This is a genomic window from Roseivirga ehrenbergii, assembly GCF_001593005.1.
GTDB classification, from domain to species: domain Bacteria; phylum Bacteroidota; class Bacteroidia; order Cytophagales; family Cyclobacteriaceae; genus Roseivirga; species Roseivirga ehrenbergii.
This window is the reverse complement of sequence record NZ_LQZQ01000001.1, coordinates 35,655-57,272: the sequence shown is the minus strand read 5'-3', so window position 1 is coordinate 57,272 and position 21,618 is coordinate 35,655. Positions and strand designations below refer to the sequence as shown.

General features: G+C 38.8%; 13 protein-coding genes. 3 read left to right on the top strand and 10 right to left on the bottom strand.

Translation table 11 applies throughout. The features are described 5' to 3' along the window. The 4 genes from porV to MB14_RS00210 are packed head-to-tail and all read right to left on the bottom strand — an operon-like array spanning position 1 to position 5,949. Positions 1-1,152 carry a type IX secretion system outer membrane channel protein PorV gene (gene porV, locus MB14_RS00225; protein ID WP_062587478.1) on the bottom strand — a complete coding sequence of 384 codons (1,152 nt, stop codon included), beginning with the start codon at positions 1,150-1,152 and terminating at the stop codon, positions 1-3. Positions 1,153-1,183: 31 nt separating this feature from the next. Continuing rightward, the gene (gene porU, locus MB14_RS00220; RefSeq protein WP_062587476.1) at positions 1,184-4,579 is read right to left on the bottom strand and encodes a type IX secretion system sortase PorU; all 3,396 of its coding nucleotides are present in this window, start codon (positions 4,577-4,579) and stop codon (positions 1,184-1,186) included. Positions 4,580-4,599: 20 nt separating this feature from the next. Next, complete coding sequence (gene pssA / locus MB14_RS00215; RefSeq protein WP_246032623.1) at positions 4,600-5,298, bottom strand: CDP-diacylglycerol--serine O-phosphatidyltransferase; 699 nt, start codon at positions 5,296-5,298, stop codon at positions 4,600-4,602. Between the two features lie 3 nt (positions 5,299-5,301). After that, a complete protein-coding gene (locus MB14_RS00210; RefSeq protein ID WP_062587474.1) occupies positions 5,302-5,949 on the bottom strand; it encodes an MBL fold metallo-hydrolase in 648 nt (215 codons plus the stop codon). Between the two features lie 71 nt (positions 5,950-6,020). Between MB14_RS00210 and MB14_RS00205 the strand changes: the two genes are divergently transcribed. From MB14_RS00205 to MB14_RS00195, 3 genes are read left to right on the top strand one after another with little or no spacing between them, the layout of a single operon-like run. Next, a complete protein-coding gene (locus tag MB14_RS00205; RefSeq protein WP_062587472.1) occupies positions 6,021-7,073 on the top strand; it encodes an NAD(P)/FAD-dependent oxidoreductase in 1,053 nt (350 codons plus the stop codon). A gap of 24 nt (positions 7,074-7,097) precedes the next feature. Next, the gene (locus tag MB14_RS00200; RefSeq protein ID WP_062587470.1) at positions 7,098-10,361 is read left to right on the top strand and encodes a TolB-like translocation protein; all 3,264 of its coding nucleotides are present in this window, start codon (positions 7,098-7,100) and stop codon (positions 10,359-10,361) included. A gap of 59 nt (positions 10,362-10,420) precedes the next feature. Further along, positions 10,421-11,302 (top strand): YicC/YloC family endoribonuclease, encoded by an 882-nt coding sequence (locus MB14_RS00195; protein ID WP_062587468.1) that lies wholly within the window; start codon positions 10,421-10,423, stop codon positions 11,300-11,302. 71 nt (positions 11,303-11,373) lie between these two features. On the opposite strand, the gene MB14_RS00190 is transcribed toward MB14_RS00195, so the two are convergent. The 6 genes from MB14_RS00190 to sov all read right to left on the bottom strand — a co-directional run bounded on the left by MB14_RS00190 (position 11,374) and on the right by sov (position 21,609). Continuing rightward, positions 11,374-12,036 (bottom strand): energy transducer TonB, encoded by a 663-nt coding sequence (locus MB14_RS00190; RefSeq protein WP_062587466.1) that lies wholly within the window; start codon positions 12,034-12,036, stop codon positions 11,374-11,376. Between the two features lie 69 nt (positions 12,037-12,105). Beyond that, positions 12,106-12,774 carry an energy transducer TonB gene (locus tag MB14_RS00185; RefSeq protein ID WP_062587464.1) on the bottom strand — a complete coding sequence of 223 codons (669 nt, stop codon included), beginning with the start codon at positions 12,772-12,774 and terminating at the stop codon, positions 12,106-12,108. Between the two features lie 158 nt (positions 12,775-12,932). Further along, positions 12,933-13,607: an energy transducer TonB gene (locus MB14_RS00180; RefSeq protein WP_062587462.1), complete on the bottom strand. Its 675-nt coding sequence runs from the start codon at positions 13,605-13,607 to the stop codon at positions 12,933-12,935. A gap of 53 nt (positions 13,608-13,660) precedes the next feature. After that, a complete protein-coding gene (locus MB14_RS00175; RefSeq protein ID WP_132644090.1) occupies positions 13,661-14,029 on the bottom strand; it encodes a VanZ family protein in 369 nt (122 codons plus the stop codon). A gap of 14 nt (positions 14,030-14,043) precedes the next feature. Beyond that, entirely contained in the window at positions 14,044-14,424 is a 381-nt protein-coding gene (gene gcvH / locus MB14_RS00170; protein WP_062587458.1) for a glycine cleavage system protein GcvH, read from the bottom strand. Positions 14,425-14,478: 54 nt separating this feature from the next. Next, positions 14,479-21,609, bottom strand: coding sequence for a T9SS outer membrane translocon Sov/SprA (gene sov / locus MB14_RS00165; RefSeq protein WP_246032622.1), 7,131 nt, complete (start codon positions 21,607-21,609; stop codon positions 14,479-14,481). Positions 21,610-21,618 lie beyond the last annotated feature (9 nt).

Here is a 21,618-nt window from a genome sequence, read left to right as displayed (position 1 = left end):
TTACTTGGCTTTTTTGTCAAGGTTGTAAGTAAGTCCAAAACGTAAAGTTTCGGCCAATGGATGTTCTTGAAGTGTAGGAACCAGATATGCGAAGTCGATGCCTAATTTTTTAACTTTAAAGCCTACACCAGCCGTAAAATACTTTCTGTTTCCTTTGTTTTGGTGTTCCGAAAAATACCCAGCTCTGATAGCAAAGGTCTCTTTGTATTCATATTCGGTTCCAAAAGAAATCATGATTTCTTGAAGCTCTTCATTGAAGCCGTTTGGTGCATCGGCAAAGGAACCAAAAATACCGCCTATTAAAGATTTGTCTCTGTGACTACCGTCTTCCTGAGGGGTCGGAACCATCAATTTATTGAAATCTAAGGCGAAGGTAATTTTGTTGTAGGGGTCGAGGAAACTGGCCAAAGCAGCTCCTAACCTTAAATTCGTTGGAATAAAGTCTTCTTCATCGGCAGTATTGTATGAGATTTTAGCACCGATGTTCGAAATGATACCTCCAAATGAAAGCTGACTTTGTTTGTCCAATACATTCATTTCTGTTTTATAATACACTCCAATGTCGGCCGCAATACTAGTGCCTGGCTTAGGATCCATTACCGGACTAGTGGTGATGTTTCCTGAAAGGTTGGAATGAATAAATTTACCTGTTACACCAATGCTCAAATCATTACTCAGTTTTCGTGAGTAGGTTCCCGCAATTGAAAATTCACGAGGGTTAATCATTTGAAGATTATTACCTACTCCATCAGTAAGTTGAATGTCTCCCAAATCAAAGTAAGTCATGGCCAATCCAAAAGCCTGGCTGTCATCAATTTTTTTGTAGCCTGATAAATAAGAGATCGACATGTCGTCTACAAACTTGCTTAACCAAGGTGTGTAAGAAAACGCGAAGCCATAATCGTTGTTTAGATAGGCGAGTTTTGCAGGGTTCCAGTGAATACTATTGGCATTAGGCGCTGTGGCTGCTCCTACATCACCCATTGCTCCTGAGATTGGGTCTGGCGCAATAGTCAAGAAGGGAACTGCAGTAGTGATTACGTTCTTGTCTGTGTCCTGTCCTGAGATTGTACCAGAATTCTGAGCCAAGGAAGGAAACGAAAAAATGACGGCTAAAACCAGGATTGCTACGATCCTAATATTAATTTTCATGTAATTTTTTTTCAAAGATACTATTATAAAACTAATATGAAATAATAAGTTTATCGCGCTTGGTGTACGTTTTTCCGTTGTTTTTAGACATCAAGATCACATTGTAAACATAAATTCCTCTGCCCAACTTAACTCCTGAACTGTCTAAACCGTTCCATGTAATGCGTTCAGTATTCGAACCTCTTTCAATTTCTGAATGTAATGAAATGACATTTTCGCCTTGCGCATTTATGATCTCAATCCTCAATTGTAACGGCTCTCCTGCGCTATTATGCGAAATATTAAAAGTAGTATGCTCTACCAACGGATTAGGGTAGCTATTTATTTTTGTGATGACCATAGAATTTTCATCGGTCACCTCAAATTCAAAACTGCTTTTTGCCAAGTTATTGTAATTGTCCCAAGCTCTAATTTCTAAAGTGTTGAATCCCAGAGGTAAATCTCTCATAGGGAACAATGCTTCCCCTTTTCTGAAATTATCTTTTCTAGCATTGTAAAAACCATTCAAATTATAAGTAATAGAGTCGTTTAGCGTAGCCGATAGGTTTTGGCCGATTCCATTTTCTGAAATATTGATACCACTTTCATCGAATAATTTGAGTATCAGTGTAGCATCAGGTTTTACCACAGGGGTAGTAACTTGGGTAGAATCATTTATAAAAATGCTAATGTTCGGTGGAGTTCTATCCTCAGAAATGTTTTGAGCCGTGCCCCCGAGAATAAAATCTATTTTGGCCCCGAAGGCATCTTCTAGGTTGTTATTCAAGGCGTACATGCTCATTTTTCCACTTCCAAATTGATAGTTGATGTTTTTGGGCACTACAAAATCTATCATAAACTCACCATCTGTTACAGATGCTTTACCATTAAAAAGTTGACTGTTGCGCTCTAAGTACTCAAACTTTTCGCTTTCTGTTCCGATAGTTTGCAGCACACTACGTTTGTCAAAAAGACTAAATGTGACTTCGCCATTAAAGTTTTCTATGCGTTGGCCGTTAGATTCAATTTGACCTATGATGTTCACTTTTTCTAACGCACTCAAGGTATCTGCTTGAGCCAATGGTGACTTACCATTGATACTGTTGATAGTGATTTCATTTTTGGGGTAAGCCAAGCGCATACTTGGATCTCCTAAAAGGATGAAATTTCTGTTGTTAGCGCCATTCAGCGCATTGTTTTTGGTATAGCGAATGATGTCGCCAAGGCGCTGAAAATTACCGTTAGGCTGTTCTAAAATGGTTTTGTAGAGCGCTAGGTTTAAGGCATAATTGGAAGAAGAAAATACAGGACGCGCGGTGGCGACCAGAGCAATTGCGCCTCCATCTGGTTTGAACATTATTTTTTCAGCACCAGAAAAAATTGTGGGGTCATCGTTTCTGGCAAACTCACAGGTGGCGGTAACCAATAGTGGGAGTCGGTTTATGTTTTTCCAGTCATCAATAGATTCGGTAGTAAGAATTCGTTCTTGCATCCAGCCGGTTTCTGCGCCATGGCCTGTGAAGTTCATAATCAAAACGCCTTGCTCGACAGCGTCTAGCAAAGCTTGTTCTGCTTCTGGCGATGACTCACCATTGGGGGATCGGATTTGCTCGTACGCATCGAGGTAAATTTTTCTCACATTAAAACCTGCATATGTAGTGTCGACCAGAGTGGCCAGCTGATCAGCATCGCGTTGATGCAAGTTGTTATCACCGTCATCGGCTACAAAAACCAGCCTGCGTCTCCAGTCTCCAATGCTTTCTGGGCTAGTTTGGTAATTGATGATTTTGTCGACTGCGCTCTTGGCTTGCACTAAAGTTGTGCTCGGAATACGCCCAATGCCAATATCTAATGTATGGTCGCCAGCTCGGTTTTCTTCCCATTCGCCTTCATCATCTTCTAAAAAACCAAAATAATCGTCAGATGAATAGGAGGTCAATGGATGAATTGAGCTTCTGGACTCATAGGTAGGAACAAAGTTGGTGTTATTTTCAATTCTGTTTTTGTAATCATATGATCCCTTGCCAAAAAGCAGTAAATACTTGAGCTGATCACTTTTTAGTTTCAACTGACGAATGAAATCACGAATGGCCGTTACATCTTGTCTTCCGGCAGAAAATTCGTTGTACACTAGTTGAGGAGTAACTACCAATACAGAAAGCTGATCTTCGCTTCTTCTGAAAGCAGCTAATCTTTCTGCTTCGGTTAAAAATTCTGGTGCAGAAATAATCACCATGTCTGGTGTTGCACTTCCTTTTAAATCTTGATTGGCTAAGGATTCAAATTTCGGAGGAAGAGGTTGAAGTGCAGCTTCAAAAACAACGTATTCGTGAAGCTCATCTGAAAAAGCGCCAAAACGTAATTCTGATCCACTCAAATTATAGGTTTGATTTTTCGCATTTAACGGATTAGTGATGTCCCAAACCATTAGGTTTTGGTTGGCTTCTGATAATTTAAATGTGCTTATGGGTTGATCAAGTGATTTTATACTTCGGAAGTGAATTGAACTGCCTGAGTATTGAAGTTTGGTCGGTATGTCCAAAAGAAAACCATCAAGATGGCCCACAGCATTATTAGAGCCACCTTGGTCGAAAGTTAATTTTAGATTGAGCTGATTTGCACTAGAAAAGTTGGTTGAGTTGACTTCGAATAAGCCTGAGGATTCGTTTCCCTTAACGCCATATCGTGTATCTGGAATGGGAGAAAAATCAAGCTGACCAATGGATTGACCATTGAGGCTTGCGGTAAGTGATGTATTATTGAAGGCCTGACTTAAAGCATCAAGCCTAAATTTGATCGCTTCGTTTGTGGCTAGGTTGGTAAGTGGAAAATCGAAGTTCAATTCATTATTAGTATTGAAACTTTCTCCAAACCACTTTCTTCCAGAACCAAGGATGTTTTTCACATCCGTTTCATGCCGAATAATTTTGTTGAAAGTATTGACCTCTGGTAAGTTGTTGCCTAAGTTTTGCAGAGTTTCAATACGTAATCCTTTGTTATTTTTTACTGTGATGAAGTAATGCACCTCATCTGTATAGAGATTTTGAATAGACTCAAAGGTTTTAGTTGATGGGTTGAATTGGAGCTCATTAACTCTATCGACATAAAAGAGAATGTAATCCTCAGAATTGAAAGTAGCATCAGATTCTCCAGAAACGAATATGGCGGTTTCTCGAAGACCATCTCTAGCTGTTGAAATGGCTTGCGGAAGCATGCCTCCCTTACTTCCGTATATGGCAATGTGCTGCGGATTGATGGAGCCGATATCAAAACCCATTTGGCTCAGGCTGCTTTGGTTAATTCGATAAATACCTTCTTTATCGAAGCTCATTTTTACCCATTTACCAGTAGCTAAAACACTTGAACTTTGGGCAGTAGCAACACCGATAAATACCTGAATAAAGAAGGCGATGAGCAAGATATGTTTTGATCGTAATCGACTGGCCATGTCTTGAAGCTCAACGTTATTTAAACAACTTTCTTATGTGCTGGCTGGGAGAGCAGCGAGAGCAAAAGATAAACAACAATGATTAAAGGAACTGCGGCAGTTTTGAAAATCACAATTAAAATGATGCTTACCAGAATTAGTAAAAAACGCTGCCAGTTATCCTTTACAGTAAAGTTTGAAAACTTAAATGAAAGCAAAGTGACAGGCGCAACCATCAAAAGTGAAAATACTATAGCACAAGTAAGAAGTACCCATTCGTTGGCTAGAAAGTCGCTCATAAATGTATTTCCAACAATAATTAAAGGAAGTGTACTGGTGAAAATTCCATTTGCCGTGGTGGTCAACCCTGTGAAACTTGTGGTTTGATTTTCGTCAATGTTGAATTTTGCCAAGCGTATGGCAGAAAAAACAGCGATGAGTACTCCGGCATACTCAAGTGGCGAATCTACTTTACCCACAAGCATATGATAATAAAGAATAGCAGGTAGCAAACCGAAAGTGATCAAATCAGCTAAAGAATCCAGTTGCTTACCGATTTCGGATTGTGCTTTGAGGATTCTCGCTAAAAAGCCATCGAGGAAATCGAAGCCAGCTGCCAACCAAATGAGATAACATGCTGTTGCTATTTCCCCCTGAAAAGAAAGAATTATACCGACTGTTCCACAGCTTAAATTAGCTAGGGTAAACAGGTTTGGGATGGCTTTTTTGATTGGTTCCAAAGGTTATTTTTTAAGAGCACAAAATGGGTTAGTGGCTTTTTCATTTCCAATGGTTGTGGGGCCACCATGCCCAGGGTAAACTACCATGTCATCATCAAACTTAAAGAGTTTATTATGAATACTTTTGATTAAAGTATCAAAATCGCCACCGGGTAAATCTGTTCTTCCAATACTGCCTTCAAAGAGTACATCGCCTCCAATGCAAACGTTTTCTTCTTCGTTTACAAAAACAATATGGCCTGGTGCATGACCTGGGGTGAAGTAAACTTTTAGCACGCTGTTGCCAAATTTCACAGTGTCGCCTTCCTTTAAAAATTTGTTAGGTTGGGCAGGAGTATAGTTTTGAAAACCATAATTAGCTGCATATACGCCTACGGATCGGAGTGTTTCTTCATCGTGTTCACCAATAATCAAGTCAACATTGAACTTTCTCTTCACAAAATCATTGCCTAAAACATGGTCGATATGACCATGAGTGTTTAGGAGTGATTTTACCTTGAGACCTTCACTTTCAATAAATTTAACCAGTTCATCTTGTTCTTCCTTCTCATAACATCCTGGGTCTATGATTAACGCTTCTTTTGTTTCGTCAAACAAAATATAGGTGTTTTCCATAAAGGGGTTAAAGGTGAATGGCTTAATCTTGATCATAAATTACTGTTTTGCTCAAATTTCATTTAATAATAGCCATTATTCAAAAAATGTTGGTTTAAATTCGGCCAATGTTAGTGGATTATATTCTAGTAGGGCAGGGGTTGGCTGGAAGTATTTTGGCCAATCACTTGATAAATGCGGGTTGTAGCGTAATGGTTTTTGACGATCCGTTACTTTCCAATTCTTCAAAAATTGCAGGAGGCCTTTATAATCCGGTGACTGGCCGTAAGATGGCCAAAACTTGGAACGCAGACAATTTGTTTGGTTACCTGACGGATTATTACCCTAAACTTCAACAACAGTTAGAGGCCGATTTTGTCAACGATATTCCTATTTACCGACCATTTATTTCTCCAGAGGAATTGAATGAATGGATGGGTAAAAGTGCTGACATAGATTATTCTTCTTATGTACAGGCGGTACATAATAGTTCGGCTTATGGAAATCAAGTGAGTGATGATTTTGGTGGAATTCTGTTAAACCAATCTGGTTTTGTAGATACCGGTAAACTTTTGGAGGCTTCTGCAAAGTATTTAGATGAGAAAGAGAGTTTGACGAAAGGGTATTTTAATCCAGCTGACTTAAAATTTGAAGAGGGTTATACCAGTTATCAGGGTATAAAATGCAAATCGGTAATTTTCTGCAACGGTCATAAATCACTAGAGGAACAATATTTCGGTTGGATTCCGTTAAGGCCTGTAAAGGGTGAACTCCTGATAATTAAGACAGAAGAAAACTTAAGGGTAATCCACAACAGAGGTGTTTTTGTTATTCCATTAGGAAACGGAGTTTGCAAAGTTGGCTCTACCTACGATCATCAAAATTTGGATGAAAAGCCAACCATTGAAGCAAAAAACGTGTTAGTACATAAATTAAACGAGCTGGTTAAATTTCCGTATGAAATTGAATATCAGTTGGCTGGTGTAAGGCCCGCGACAAAAGATAGAAAACCCATTATTGGTCAACATCCTGAATTTAAAAGTCTTATTTCTTTTAATGGATTTGGTACAAAAGGAGTTTCTCTCATCCCTTATTATGCTAAGCAGTTAACCGAGTTTTTAACAAAGAACAAGGACATAGATAGTGAGGTCAATATTGAGCGATTTTTTTCGTTATATTAAAAGTCTTTTCTGTAAAGAAGATATATGCTTAAATCTCTACGTTACCCATTCATTATAACCATTGCAGCCATTGGTTTTTTGTCTATTCCTTTTTCTTCAGAGGCGCAGGTATATCGTGAAGAATACGGGCAGAATAGAATTCAATACAAATACTTTAATTGGCAATACTTAAAATCGAACAATTTTGAAGTTTACTATTATGATGGCGGAGAAGATTTGGCGAAAAAGTCTATTGCTTATTTAGAATCTGAGTTTAGCAGAGTTACAGAAACAATTGGGTTCTTTCCATATTCTCAGACAAGGATATTTTTATACAACTCTATAGCTGAAAAGCAGCAGAGCAATGTAGGTGTTAAAGGAGATGACTTTACCATTGGTGGTCAAACTGATTTCGTTAAATCTCAAGTTGAAGTGGCTTTTTCTGGAGATTACACTTCGTTTAAAGAGGAACTGATTTTCAACTTCACCAAAATGTTAGTTGAAGAAATGTGGTTTGGTGGGAACATAGCCGAAATGTTTCAATCAACATTTTCATCGCCAATTCCCAATTGGTTTATCGATGGTGTTTCTGCTTATGTAGCCTATGGTTGGACGAAGGAAATGGATGATACTGCAAGAGACTATGTGTCACAAGAGCAACCTGCCAAATTTTCGAAACTAAGCAAAGAGACCAATCTTCTATTAGGGCAATCGATTTGGAATTACATAGCACAAACCTACGGAAAGAGAGATATTTCAAATATTCTGAACTTAGCTAGAATTGTTAAAGATGAAGAAAGCAGCATTTCCAAAACGCTGGGTGTTCCTTATAAGGATTTCATGACTGGGTGGAAAGCTTACTATTCTCAAATGAACCTCCGGATAATGGAGAGTTACAAGAGGCTTCCTGAATCACAAGTTATTTCCGGTAGTCGATCTAAAACATCTGCAATCAATCATTTGAAATTTAATGCAGAAGGCTCTTTACTGGCCTACACGGTGTTTGATAATGGGAAGTACGAAGTGAGAGTAATTAACATGGACTCTCGAGAAGAGATAGTGCTTTACAAAGGCGGAATCAAACTGTTGGCACAAGAGGTAAATAGTAATTATCCGCTTTTGAGCTGGGTAGATGAATTTACTTTGGGAATTGTTGCCTATTCTGAAGGAAGAAACACAGTAACCATTAAGAGAGTCGGAGCGAAAGGAGAGCAGGTATTGGCCATTCCTACTGTAAGCCAGATTCAGAGTTTTGAGTTTAAACAAGGTGGTAGGTTAGCAGCCTTAACTGGCGTTGTGAACGGAAAAAGTGATGCTTATTTGTTCTTAGTGAATAGAGGAACGATCAGAAGAATTTCAAATGATAGTTATGATGATCGAGATATCAGCTTTTTGCCAGAAACTAATGTAGTTTTATTTTCTTCTAACCGACCAACAGACAGTGTTTATGTAGATGGGCCAATTGACTTAAAAGAGGTAAGTTCTAACCAGTTTAATCTCTACACCTATGATTTAGACTTGGTAGATAGCGTATATGGGAAACTAACAAATTCCCTTTCAGTAGAATCTAATCCTATTGCAAAAAGCCTGAACGAGATTTATTACTTGAGCGATCAACAGGGTGTGAATAATCTTTATCTGCATACTGTGAATGATTCTATCAGTAAACAAATGAGTAATTACAGTTTTGGAATCAAGGAGTTTTCTATCGATCAGAATAATAGTCGAATAGCTTTTATATCTACACTGGATTCTAAGGACGTTATTTACCTGGAGAGTCTAGGGAGTATTCAGCATATTTTTACGCCCGCTACTCCAAGGAGAGAGCTTGAAAGTATCCGAATACTAAGCGAAATTAGAAGAAAGAGACTGTTAGATACTGAAAATACCGATAGTCTCACTAAAGCCAAAAAAATAGCTGAAGTACCAAAACAACCAAAAATTGACTCTCTAAAATTAGGCGCCATTGATACTGAAAATTACGTTTTCAAAAATGAATCGAAGGTAAATTCTAAAGATTACAAATTTGAAACACCTGTATCTGATGAAGGGGCTAGTAGATCATTCTTAAGCCTTTATCAAAACAGAGGTTTAAAGAATACCATTGAAGGTCCAACTCCATACGAACCTCGTTTTCAAACGAATAATGTAGTGACATCATTCGTAATAGATGAACTGAGATCGTTTTCTCAGTTACTAGAAATTCAGATGAATGATTATTTAGAAAACCATAGACTTCATGGAGGTGCATTAGTTCCCTACAATTTTAATAGTGGTTACGATGTTTTCTTGGAGTACGAGTACCTTAAAGAAGCCATTGACTTAAAAGCTAAGTATTATCGTAAGTCAATTTTATTAAGAGACAATACAACACCTCAATCACAACGATATAACCTCAATCGATTTGAATTAGGCGCTGCTTTACCATTTAGCCCGTATCTCAGACTTGAGGTAACTCCGTTTTTTGAACAGAGCCGATATATTGATTTAGACTATTTGTTGCTTCTTAATGCACCATCTGGAATAGTGGCGGAAAAAACGGCTAATTATTTGGGGCTGAATACAAGCGTTGTTTTTGATAACAGTTTGACGGGTGGAACCAACATACATGAGGGGACTAGAGCTAAACTGACATTTGAATCGCATTCAAAATTGAATAAACATGCTGTGGGTTTCAATAGAATTGAAGCAGATATTAGGCATTATCAAAGAGTCACCAAAGGAGTTTACTTAGCAGGAAGAGTGTTTTTTGGGCATTATGGAGGAAAAGCGCCAAAGTCCTATCTACTTGGTGGCGTGGATAATTGGGCCTTTAATAAAAGAGAGGGCGTAGAAGGTTCTGAACCTGATCCTTTCCTTTTACAGACCTTGAATGATAACAGCGATATTTTATTTAATCAATTCACCAACCTCAGAGGCTACTCTTATAACACTTTTCAGGGAAGTACAGTGCTGACATTGTCTGGCGAACTTAGGTTGCCGGTAAATCAGTTTTTGGCTACTGCTGATACTAAGTCTAGCTTTATTAGAAATCTTCAGTTTCTTGGTTTTTATGATATAGGTTCAGCTTGGTACGAGATTTCTGCCTTTCAAGCTCGAAATGATGTAAATACTGAAGAAATTGTAGTCCCAGGTTCTCCGTTTTCTGGAGTAATTAATGACTTTAGTAATCCTTGGTTACAAAGTACTGGGGTAGGAATGAGAACCATGCTCTTTGGTTTTTTCTCTAGGCTCGACTTAGCTTGGCCAATACAAGATTTTAAGGTTGGAAACCCAAAACTTCAAATATCGATCGGTTACGATTTTTAATTACTTTTTGAGATTGGCCGAATAGGCTTAACTTCGCAAGTTGTTTAAAACCAATTTACATGCTTAAATCAATGACGGGCTACGGCCTATCTAAAGCGCAGAAAGGCGCAATGCAAGTTTCTGTTGAAATTCGCTCACTCAATTCTAAGTTTCTTGACGCCCAAATTCGTCTGCCAAGACATCTACAGGACAAGGAACTCGAAATCAGGAATATATTGAACTCGGAGTTGGTAAGAGGTAAAGTAGCGGTAAATATCGAGATGAGCTCAGATGATGCCGAGGCTTCAAAACAGGAAGTGAATCATGCCTTATTTAAGTCATATTATAATGAGTATGATCAACTTGCTAGTGAAGTAGGTGCCGAAAAGAGAGATCTTTTTAGGTTGGCATTGCACAGCCCTGAAGTGATGTCGGGATCGGGTATTAATGAGGAGGTAATTGCCCAGCAATGGGAATTTACCAAAGAGAATTTAATTGCCGCTATTGCACACTGTAATGAGTTTAGAGAGCAAGAAGGAGCAAAACTTCAATCTGAACTTGAGTCTTATATTCGAAATATTGGGAATTACCTTAATGACATCAAGGCAGTAGAAGGAGAAAGGTTAGTATCTATTCGAGAGCGTATCGAAGGTCACCAAAAGGATTTAGTCGGGTCTGATCAGTTTGATGTGAATAGGTTCGAACAAGAAATGATCTACTTTATCGAAAAACTTGATGTTAGCGAAGAGTTTGTTAGATTGAACGCTCATCTTGATTACTTCTTAGAGATTTTAAAGGAGACAAACTCACAAGGAAAAAAACTGAATTTCATTTCCCAAGAGATTGGTAGAGAAATCAACACGATTGGTTCTAAGGCCAATTATGCACCTATGCAACGTTTCGTAGTGTGTATGAAGGATGAGTTAGAAAAGATAAAAGAGCAGCTCTTAAACATCATCTAAGCTTAATGGTATTGATCTGTACGAATTTTAAAGAGGCCTGCTATAAAAGCAGGCCTCTTGCGTTGTATGAATTAATTGAGTTTGAAATGAATAGTCACTTGTCTTGGTGATTTCACTGGAATGCCTCGTTGCTCACCTGGATTCCACCGAGGAGATTTACTAAGTACCCGGATGGCTTCTGCATCGCAATCTTTACTAATGCCTCTTACGACTTTCAAATCTGAAATTTCGCCATTGGCAGCTACATTGAAAGTGAGAATTACTTTACCTTCAATTCCCATTTTCTGAGCATTTCTTGGATACCTAAAGTTCTTATTTAGAAATTTAGCCCAAGCTTCATTACCTCCGGGAAAGGAAGCTTCCTTTTCCAGAACGATGAACGGATCTTCAGCTTTTTCGGCTTTTTCTGTAATGACTTCATCCAATGCCATACTTTCAAAGTTATTGGGTTCTATTTCAAAGGTGAAGTCTATGATTTCATTCAGTTCTTCTACATTAGGAACCTCCAGAAGCACCGGTTGTTGAATAGGCTTTGGTGGCTCTTGGATTGTAATAGGAGGCTCATCAAAGCTTCTGTGATCTTGTTCATTGTAGGGTAATACAAATGGCTCTGCTGGTATAGTTTTGTATTCAAAAGCTGCTAGGCTTAAGCCCAAACTAACGGTTAAGCCAATGAAGAGAAAAAGAGGTCTTTTTCCTTCAATATCTACTTGAGCATTCTTTTTTGTTTCCATAATTTTATATTTAAACTAATTATTTAGTTATTTGAGGGATGAAAAAGCCCAATTCAATTGGGCGTTCTTCTATTTCAGTCGAAATTTAATTCTGATGGCCATTCTCGATTTCACGGCTACTCCTCTCTGTTTCCCAGGAATCCACTTTGGCGAAGATTTAAGCACACGAATCGCTTCTTCATCACAACCACCCCCAATACCACGTGTTACTTCAATATCGGAAATTACACCATTGGCATCGACAACAAAGGAAAGGTCAACGGCACCGTCAATCCCCATTCGCTGGGCCTGACGCGGATATTTTAGGTTATCGTTTAAGAACTTATTCCATCCGTCCCCTGGAAATTTGGCCATCTCTTCTACAATCAGGAATGGTTCATCAGAAACTACTTCATCGGGCTGGTCTTCAAAAACCAGGTCAGCTATTTCGGTTTGTTCTGTGATTTCCACATCAATATTGATTTCTATATCCGCATCAATTTCCTCATCATCTGGTATGGAAATGATTTTTGGTTGTTGAATAGGAGGAGCTTTTGGTGGTGGTTGCTCTGTTGGGGGTATTTCGATTAAATCATCAAAATCGTTGATTGCCATGCCTAGGTCCATAAGCTCACCTCTTTCGTGTTGCTTCCATTCGAAAGCAACAAAGGTGATGCCTAGGCTAGCTAACAGACCAATGGCTAAAAACAGGCTTGATTTTCTGTTAATGTCTGCCGATGGAGATTTCTTAGCTTCCATAGTTTTATAATTTAAGGTTATGAATTTGTTAACCGATTTATAGAGGCGGTACTGATTTTTATGCCTGCATAAATCATTAACTAAACATACTCAATATAAAACTAAAAAACTAGTTAATGTTAAACTAAAAAAGCCCAAGTTCATTGGGCTTTTTTATATTACTTAAGTTTGAAAAGAATTCGGATGGCCATTCTTGACTTAACGGCTCTACCTCTTTGCTTTCCTGGGGTCCATCTTGGAGATGACTCCAAAACTCTAACTGCTTCGTCATCGCAGCCCCCTCCAATACCTCTAGTTACAGTGATGTCTGAAATTTTACCTTCTTTGTCAACCACAAAAGATAAGAACACAGCACCTTCGATTCCCATTCTTTGAGCAGAACGAGGGTATTTAAGGTTTTTCTGTAAGAACTTGTTCCATTCAGCGTCACCTCCTGGGAATTCAGCATTGTCTTCAACAATTAGGAAAATTTCATCTCCTACTTCCTCTTCAGGTTCTTCTTCAAAAACAATTTCTTCAACCTCTTGCTCTTCAGTGATCTCCACATCCAAATTGATCTCGATTTCTTCTTCGATCTCCTCTTCATCAGGAATCTCAATAATTTGAGGTTGCTGTTTTACAGGAGGTGGGGGTGGTGGTTGCTCGGTTGGTGGGATTTCAATTAAATCTTCAAAATCGTCAGTTGCCATGCCTAGATCCATCAACTCACCTTTTTCAGTTTTTTTCCATTCAAAGGCAGCGAATGTAATACCAAGGCTCACTAGCAGACCTATTGCTAAGAATAGGCTCGACTTTTTGTTCAAGTCTGCTGACGGAGTCTTTTTAGCTTCCATAATCTCTTTTAGTTACACTTTTAAAACTATGACATTAGTTTGGTATTCGCAAACTAATATTTTATAAAAGTAGAAAAAACTACGACACCTGCAATAGCTCCAATTGTATTTGCGAGCAAATCATAGATATCTGTCATTCTACCAGGTACAACGGACTGCAATAATTCCAAAACCAATCCGTAAACTATGCATATAGTTAACGAACGTATTAGGTATTTGTTTTCAAGCCGTGCTTTGTCTTTTCTATTTCTTTTACCTAGAAGTACTAAAAAACTAAGAATTCCAAAAACACCCAAGTGGGCTAGTTTGTCATATGAAAGTAATTTAGACTCTGGAAAAGAATCTTGTGGCAATAACATTAATACTGCCAAAACTATGGCCCATAATACGCTGGCCCAATACTGTTTAATAAACGAGCGCAATGGGTAAGTTGGATCTAATGACCAATCAATGCTTTGTAAGCAGTAGCATCCATTAGGCCGTCTACTTCTGAAGGATCACTCATAGTGATTTTGATCATCCAACCTTCTCCATAAGGGTCTGAGTTCACTGTCTCTGGAGCGTCTTCAAGTTGACTGTTAAACTCTTTTACTTCACCTGAAAGTGGCATAAATAAGTCAGATACGGTTTTAACAGCTTCTACAGTGCCAAATACCTCTTCTTTGTCAAGCGAATCACCTTCTGTTTCAATTTCAACATAAACGATATCACCTAGTTCGCTTTGAGCAAAATCAGTAATTCCAACTGTTGCCTCTTCGCCTTCAACCTTTATCCACTCGTGATCTTTGGTATACAATAAGTTTTCTGGTATGTTCATTTCTCTAAAATAAATTCGACCAAAAATAAACGGATTTTTGCGAAAAATAAGTGTTTATTGAGACAAACTGAATCTAATTCTTCCACCAAAGGCAGTTCTAGCATTTAAGAAGCTTGTGGTCACTCTTGGCTCGTTTATATTCTTCTCAAAATAGAAAGCAACTTGAAGTGCATCGCTTATATTATACTCTACTGTTGGGTTCAATTGGAAAATTTTGATCCCTTCTGTAACAATGCTTGATTCGTCAATTCTTCGCTGAACCGTTTTGTTATCTCTTAGACTAAAAGTCATGTTAAAGCGTAATTCATTTGGCAGAGTCTCTTTTCTTCCTCTAATTCTAAATGGAATTTTCACTCCTGCTTTGGTGTAGCCTAAGGTCATGCTGATATCGTTTGCTGACCGTTCTGTGACTTGGATATTAGATAAGTTCAGCGCTACGTTTCTTTCCTTGGAGTAATTGACATCAAGATTCCAACTACTGGTTGTTTTTAAATTTATGCCCACTAGCGGAGAAAATTTTTCTGAAAGAACTACTTGCTGAGAAGTGAAAATAGGCACCAAATTGCCGTCTTCATTAAACTGATCTGCCAAACCATAATCATTAAGTTGATTATCTAAAGTTAGGTTTGAGGTATATAAAGCCGAGTTGATGTAATTACTTACACTGTACTGACTGCTGTAAGCATGGCTGATACTCACCGTACTAAATAACTCTTTAACGGCATCAATCTTTGTTAATCCTCGATAATTCAAGGACCAGCCCGGTATAGGAAGACGTGGGAATGCTGAGGTTTTAATCTCATCTGGGCTTTGACCTGAATAGGCTGCCAAAAATGCTGGGATTACTACATCTTGAGAGTTAAGGTCATAAGTTCCTGCATCATTCGACTGATCTAATCTAGATTTTAAGATATTTCTATAGGTTTCAAAATTGGCAAATAGAGGAGAGTCGTCATTGCTATCGTCTTTTTCAAAAGCAGTTTTTATCATGTTGAAAGACACAATATAGGTACCGGTTCGATTTGGGTTAATGCTTAAGTAATCGCCTGCAACATCATCTCGTCTAAATATCTCTTGATAATTTTCAGAGTGCGTTTTTCTTCCTGTTAGGGTTATCCTGAAATCGCCAAACGGTTCTAATACTGTTGAGTAGTTAAAGCTCATATTTTTGTCTTGTGTAAACGGGGCGGTTAGGAATGTGCTTTGCGCATAAAGTCCATCATAGGCCAGCTGCCTGCGTATTGCCGCATTTTGACTACCGACAATAAAGCCCAGACTAGGATTTTTCATATCTTCATCGAGCCCAAAAAGGAAAACATCAGGCATATAGCCTGGCAGTACGGTTCCTTGTGCAACAGAGTAATCGAAAGTAGCGCTTCTTACCATCATAACGGCTCTTAACAAGGCCTTTAAAGCTGGCATCTGATCAATGGTTTTTCGTTGTTTGGTTGTGTCGTTTGCTGCTATTCCTGTTGGTCGAGTCCTACTACGGGTAGGTGAGTTTATCTTTTTTAGTAGTCCAATATTATTATAGATTTTTTGCATATCAATCTTCCCATTTAGTTTGATTATGCGTGTATTGCCTGCATAATTTCCCAAACTATCAGCTTGACCGATGGCACCAGCTTTCCAGTTATAAGTAGAGGCATAACTTACCGTAGAGTTTAGCCAATTCGTAACAGGAATTTTTTCAAAGGGTAGGGTGTAGCTAGAATTAATGGTGTGGGTGTAATTCTTTATTCGGCCAAAGTTTTTAAAGTTGGTCCAAACGGAATCTCTTTTTATATCGGTATTAATATCCCCTTCAGGTTCGTCAATAATAGCATTTACGTTTGCGAAGTAATCTAGTGTTAGTGCTTTGGTCAGGTTCCAATTTACCGCATAGCTTCTGTCGAAGGTGAACGACTTTTCAAAGTATGGATCTATCCCTTCAGTGCCAAGGTCTGAATTTCTTAGCTGAGTTTTTAAGAAACTTCGGTTTACATTGCCATTAATAGTAATTGAGTTTGGTACTAAATTGAAGTTAATGTCTTTAATAATTTGAAGCCATTTTGAGCCTAAAAAACCTATGTTTTTGAATGGTTCAATAAACCATTCCATTGGTTGATAGCTATACGTTATTGCTCCTCTGTAATTTTTGTAATCATAAGAGGCGGTGTTAATGTTGCTTCTAGTGATTTCGTTATAGGCATAAGTAAAGCTCAAGTTTTCTATGTCGTAAATGCGTTTTGGAGCATCTGCGTTAACTCTTCTTTTTCGCACATTAGAGAAGTTGAAACTTCTTCGCTTCGATTGATCTACTACTTTGTTGTAGTATGCGTCTCTTTCTTCCTTTGTTTCGAAGGAATTAAGTACATCTTCCAATGGTAAATCAGGATCGAGTGGATCATACTGAGGGATTGATCGGGAATTTTCTAAGCTAAAATAAGCGGGGAGTTCAATACCCCAATTCTCTGGAAAGAACTTGCCCAATTTTAAGCTGGTAGAAATATCATACTGTGTAGTTTTTTCTCTGTTTCTATCAGAAATTTTATCGGCAATTCCTCCAAAGCCAATACCTGAATGCCTTAATGAAGCCGATACGTTTCCTAAATCTGCTAATTGGGCATCGAGCCTAGCGTTGGCAGCAATTCCAGAATTTGAATCGAAATCTGTTACACGAAGTTCGTTGGCCCAAATACAAAAGCTCTTTGGTTCTAAGTCTGGAGAGCTTGGGTTCCTCACTCCAATCATTAGGGTTTGAACAGTACTTAAGTCTGGTCTTCCAACCACCGTGATATTATAGCGATCAACGGTTTCGGTATAAGGTAAGCTGAGGTTGGCATTGCTAGCGTTTCGTCTAGATTTAACTTCGTACAAACTACTGAAGGCTAGGTCGATTTCATTTTCTTCTGGCCAAATGTCTTCTGGAGATAATAATCCCGATGGAGTCATGGTCAATGGTACTTCAATTTCGTAGTAGTTTTCGGTAAAGTCCGTACCAAGCCTTAGAAAAGCAGTTACTTCTCCTGGAGCTAGATTATCTTGGCTATCGGCATGAAGAAACATTTTGATTCTTCCGTAGTTCACCATGTCCTGACTTACATTTTTAAATACTGCACGGGCATCTTTATCTCTCAAGTCGTCTACACAAAGTTGTAGCGATTGTTCATTGCGTCTTCTTTCTACGGCCGAAGTATTATCTCTATCACGTTCTATTCCTGGTGGCAAAACATATGGAGGTCTGCCCTGACTACCTTGGCTGTTTTCTTCGATACTAACTACAGAAACCGTAAAGTTCGGGTCTGAAGGTTCTGGAATTTCGTTCAAACCTTTTTCGAACAGGCTTTCTTGGAATGTTCTCCACTGGCTTCCAACCAATCTGAAATTTACAAGCCTAAGCACTACTGGTTCTTCAAAGTCAGTGAAATAAGTACGCATGTAGCGAATAGATTTGAAGCCATTGATATTTCCTTGAACACGATCGGGTTTTCTTACAGGAATACGGAATAGGTACCAGTTCACAATATCTCCACTGTCGCCAATAGGGTTTGAAACCTGATCGACAATGTTATTTTTACCTACTTCGAGTTGCCCTGGTTTTAAATTCAATTCGTATTCATAGTATTCTTCTAGGTCGTTTAGCGTGTTATCTCGGTTTAAATCCTCATTGTCTGGTAAGTTGGTAGATGAAGGTGTGTAAAGTTGGTTGCCATTATTTATTGGGCTGTTCCCTTCTAAACCATTGAAGTTTTTGTATCGCTCTAAAACTTTAGCATCTTTTATATCTAAATCGTCTCCCAAATAGTATTGAAAGTTATCACCTGAAGGGTCGGCTTCAATTTGTTGTCTGGCAGTAGCATTTACGTTAAGCGAACTCAAGTAATTAGCGAAAAAGGTAAGCTCATCAGAAGATTTTAATCCATCAAGTCCAACATCTTGATTAGCCCTAGCGTCCCCAGAGTTATCAAATGCAGGGTTTAGATAAGGCTGACGTGTCACTCGGCCCCATTCGTTTTCTACTACATTTTCAATACTTGGGTCGCCATCAGCAGGCAGCCCTTGCTCGAAGGCATGCCTTTCATCTTTCATTAAATCTTCAGAAATACTACCAAGGTTCAGAATAAACTTTCCCCCTGTGGTGTTTGATTTTGGGGTATTAATACCATCATCGATGAGCCCCCTTGGGTTGTTGGGTGTTCCGTTGGTTGTATTGATAAATGGATCCATCATCCAAAATTCGATGTACTCAATATTGGTTTTATCAAAATCGACTTCATTTGAAATGGCACGAGTAATGGCTCCGAAGTTAGATTTCGGGTCAGGTAAAAACCCTTCTGGCGTTAGATTTGGGTTATAGTTGTAAATGCCTCTTTCTGATGGGTAATAAGCCAAGTCGAACGAAGGCTCGTTTACAATTATTTGCTGGGCATCTCTTTTAATTACTTCGTTTTGGCCAACAGAACGAACGTAATGGTTTTCTAAATCAGCCGCTGTTATATTTTGTGGTCTTGACCTTCCTGTACTTCTATAGATTACGTTGTCGATGGTGTACCAAGCCAGTTTGGCTCTTTTGTAGTTTGCCCCAAGCCTGTCGGCTGTTTCATTACTTTTGTCGAATTTGTTATCGTCTGTTTTTGGGGTGGATCCAAATTTCCAGCTGATTGGGTTGTTTAAACTAAAAGGAGTGACTGTCGATTCAAAGTCATCTATATAAGAAGTGCCTACTCCGTCTACTTTGTTAGAAGTGCCTGGAATAAGATGTGCCATTTCTCCACTAAAAGTAACAGTAGAAGGCGCTTTGGTATCAATAAATGGAAGCGCGTCTACCATTTTAGTAAGGAAGCGAGATTCATCACTATAGTTTACATCGAGCCCCCAAACAGTATTGTTTACTGGCTCATTTCCAATGCCTACACGAGTGAGTTGCGGACGTTCATTTAGGTTCAGAAATGTGAATCCGAAATTTGTTTTAGGGTTTAATATATAGTCTAAACGTGTTCCAACTAATGTGCGTGATTGGAAATTAAATAGGTCGGCCTTTTCATAATTTACCCTGATTTTTTTTCCTGAATTTAGAATTGAAGGATTAATAATATTCACTTTGCCCAAAGAATAATCAACCGTGTAGTCGGAGCCTTCAATAAGAGGAGTGTTTCCTGCTAACACTTGCACACTACCAGGTGATATTTGATAGGCATTAAGGTTGATTTCATTAGAAGAACCTGATTGTAAACTTCCTTTGATATAAAACTTATTGAGCCGTGATACCAACTCAGCATCGGCTTTTGTTGTGCGGTAGAGTGTATCGAAAACGTATTTATCCACTAGAAACTGTTCTCCCGCAGCAAATTTATTCTCTAGGGTTTGCCCAAAGGGTTCCAGTACAGGGAAAAGCATGTAACCACGCTCCGTGTTAATGGTTAAGTCTTCAACAAAATCGAAGTTAGCATCGGGTTGCGGGTCTCCACTTTGGTTTAATTTGTCCAATCCCAAAATTCTAATGAGCGGAACATCTTTGGTGTTTTCTCCTTCGTGCAAACTTGGGTTGTCAATCCCTGTGTTGTCATCTCTGTAAATTACTCTCAGCTGAAAGGCTTCTTTGCTAATGTTTGAAGCGTTTAGGTTGTAAATGTTTTTCATCATTAAATCCCAAGTAGGTACTTGGGTATTGATTTTACTTGGTCGAAGTAATTTCAGGAAAATGGCTTCGCTTTCAGTTCTATTTTGATAATCCTCTGTAAGCTCTCCTACTTTAAACCGTCTTCCTTGGTAGCTATATTCGTATGAAACAGCTAACACTTCATCGCTTTGTAATTGCCTGCTTAATGAGATAAACCCGAGTTGGCTGTTGAAGTAATATTCCGATGGGTCAAGTTTTCGGGCGCCTGTTACTTTTTCAAAATCCAGTGCTTTTTCCAGACCTTTTTCATCTTCTAAAATAGAGCTCAGTTGGTCTGCCTGACGTAAGCGGGGATCATTAACTAGGTTTTGATATAAGCTGTTAGCATCGTTGTTTGTAGGTGAGTTTGGGGTGCCATTTCCTACAAAAGCATTGTTTTCTCTATAAATTCTGTCGCCTTCCCCCAAGTCCATAAAGGCTACAAAATTTCTAAGTGTTTGGGTGTTGTTGGTTCTGTTAAGCACATAAACTTCAACCCTTGTCACCTGCAGTCCAGAAATAACTGATGGAATACTTCTCAGCCAGTTTTCGTAATTGTCTCTGAAAAACTGACCTAGGAAAAAGTGTCTGTTTTCATCATAGTCAGAAGCTCTGATTTCGAATTCGTTTCTTTGAATTCCACCTTCAACTTCAATAGATTGAGATTGACCACGCTGGGTAGCAGCTAAGGCAGTAACGTAAAGTCGCCCAAACTGCAACTGAGTTTTGAAACCAAAAAGGTTTTGAGCACCACTGATCAGGCTGTTAGCTACTGGTAAACTTACGTCTCCCAGTTCAATGGCTTTCACAATGTCAGATTCCAAGCCGCCAAATTCTACTTTGAGCTGATTTTCAAAATCAAAGGAGTTACGGTTGTCAAAGTTGGCACCAATTTTAAGTTTGGAACCGATACTGCCTTGCAAGCTCATTTGAATGTTTTGGTCAAATTCAAAACCACCCGTTCGTTGTTGCCTAATGGGGATTGCAGGGTTGTCTACCCTCTGAAATTGCCCACCAAAATCTAATTGAACGAAACCGCTGGTTTGGATATTGATTTCATCACCACCGAAGAGCCTATCAAAAAAGGGGCTTAAAGCAATAGGAGGGATAAGTTGCCCGCGGTTGCTCACTGCGCTTTCTCCGTCTTGGGCTTTGGCTTTTTCGGCCAAAAACTCTCTATTTCCCTGCTCTTCTCTTTGCTGAAGGGCTACATTAAAGGGGATTAGGGTAGGAGGGCCCAAAAATTGACTTCCAAATTTTTCGCTATACACCAAAGATTTACCCGTATCCAATCTGTATTCTTGATTAAAGAAGTTTAGGTTATTGAAAAGTAAGGGTGATTTTAATCTTCTATTCGTGAGAGGATCACCAACGCGGTACCTCAGCCCAAAGTTGGGGTATGTGGTTTTTATATATTCAGTAGTGTCAGAGCTAATGCTAGTAGAGTCCTGTTGTTGTTCATAGGCATAGGCTTTAGTAGCCCCACCTAAAAAGGTGAACCCTATGCAAATCAGGAGTAATATTTTGATGGTTTGGTTGATCAAGTCTTCCTA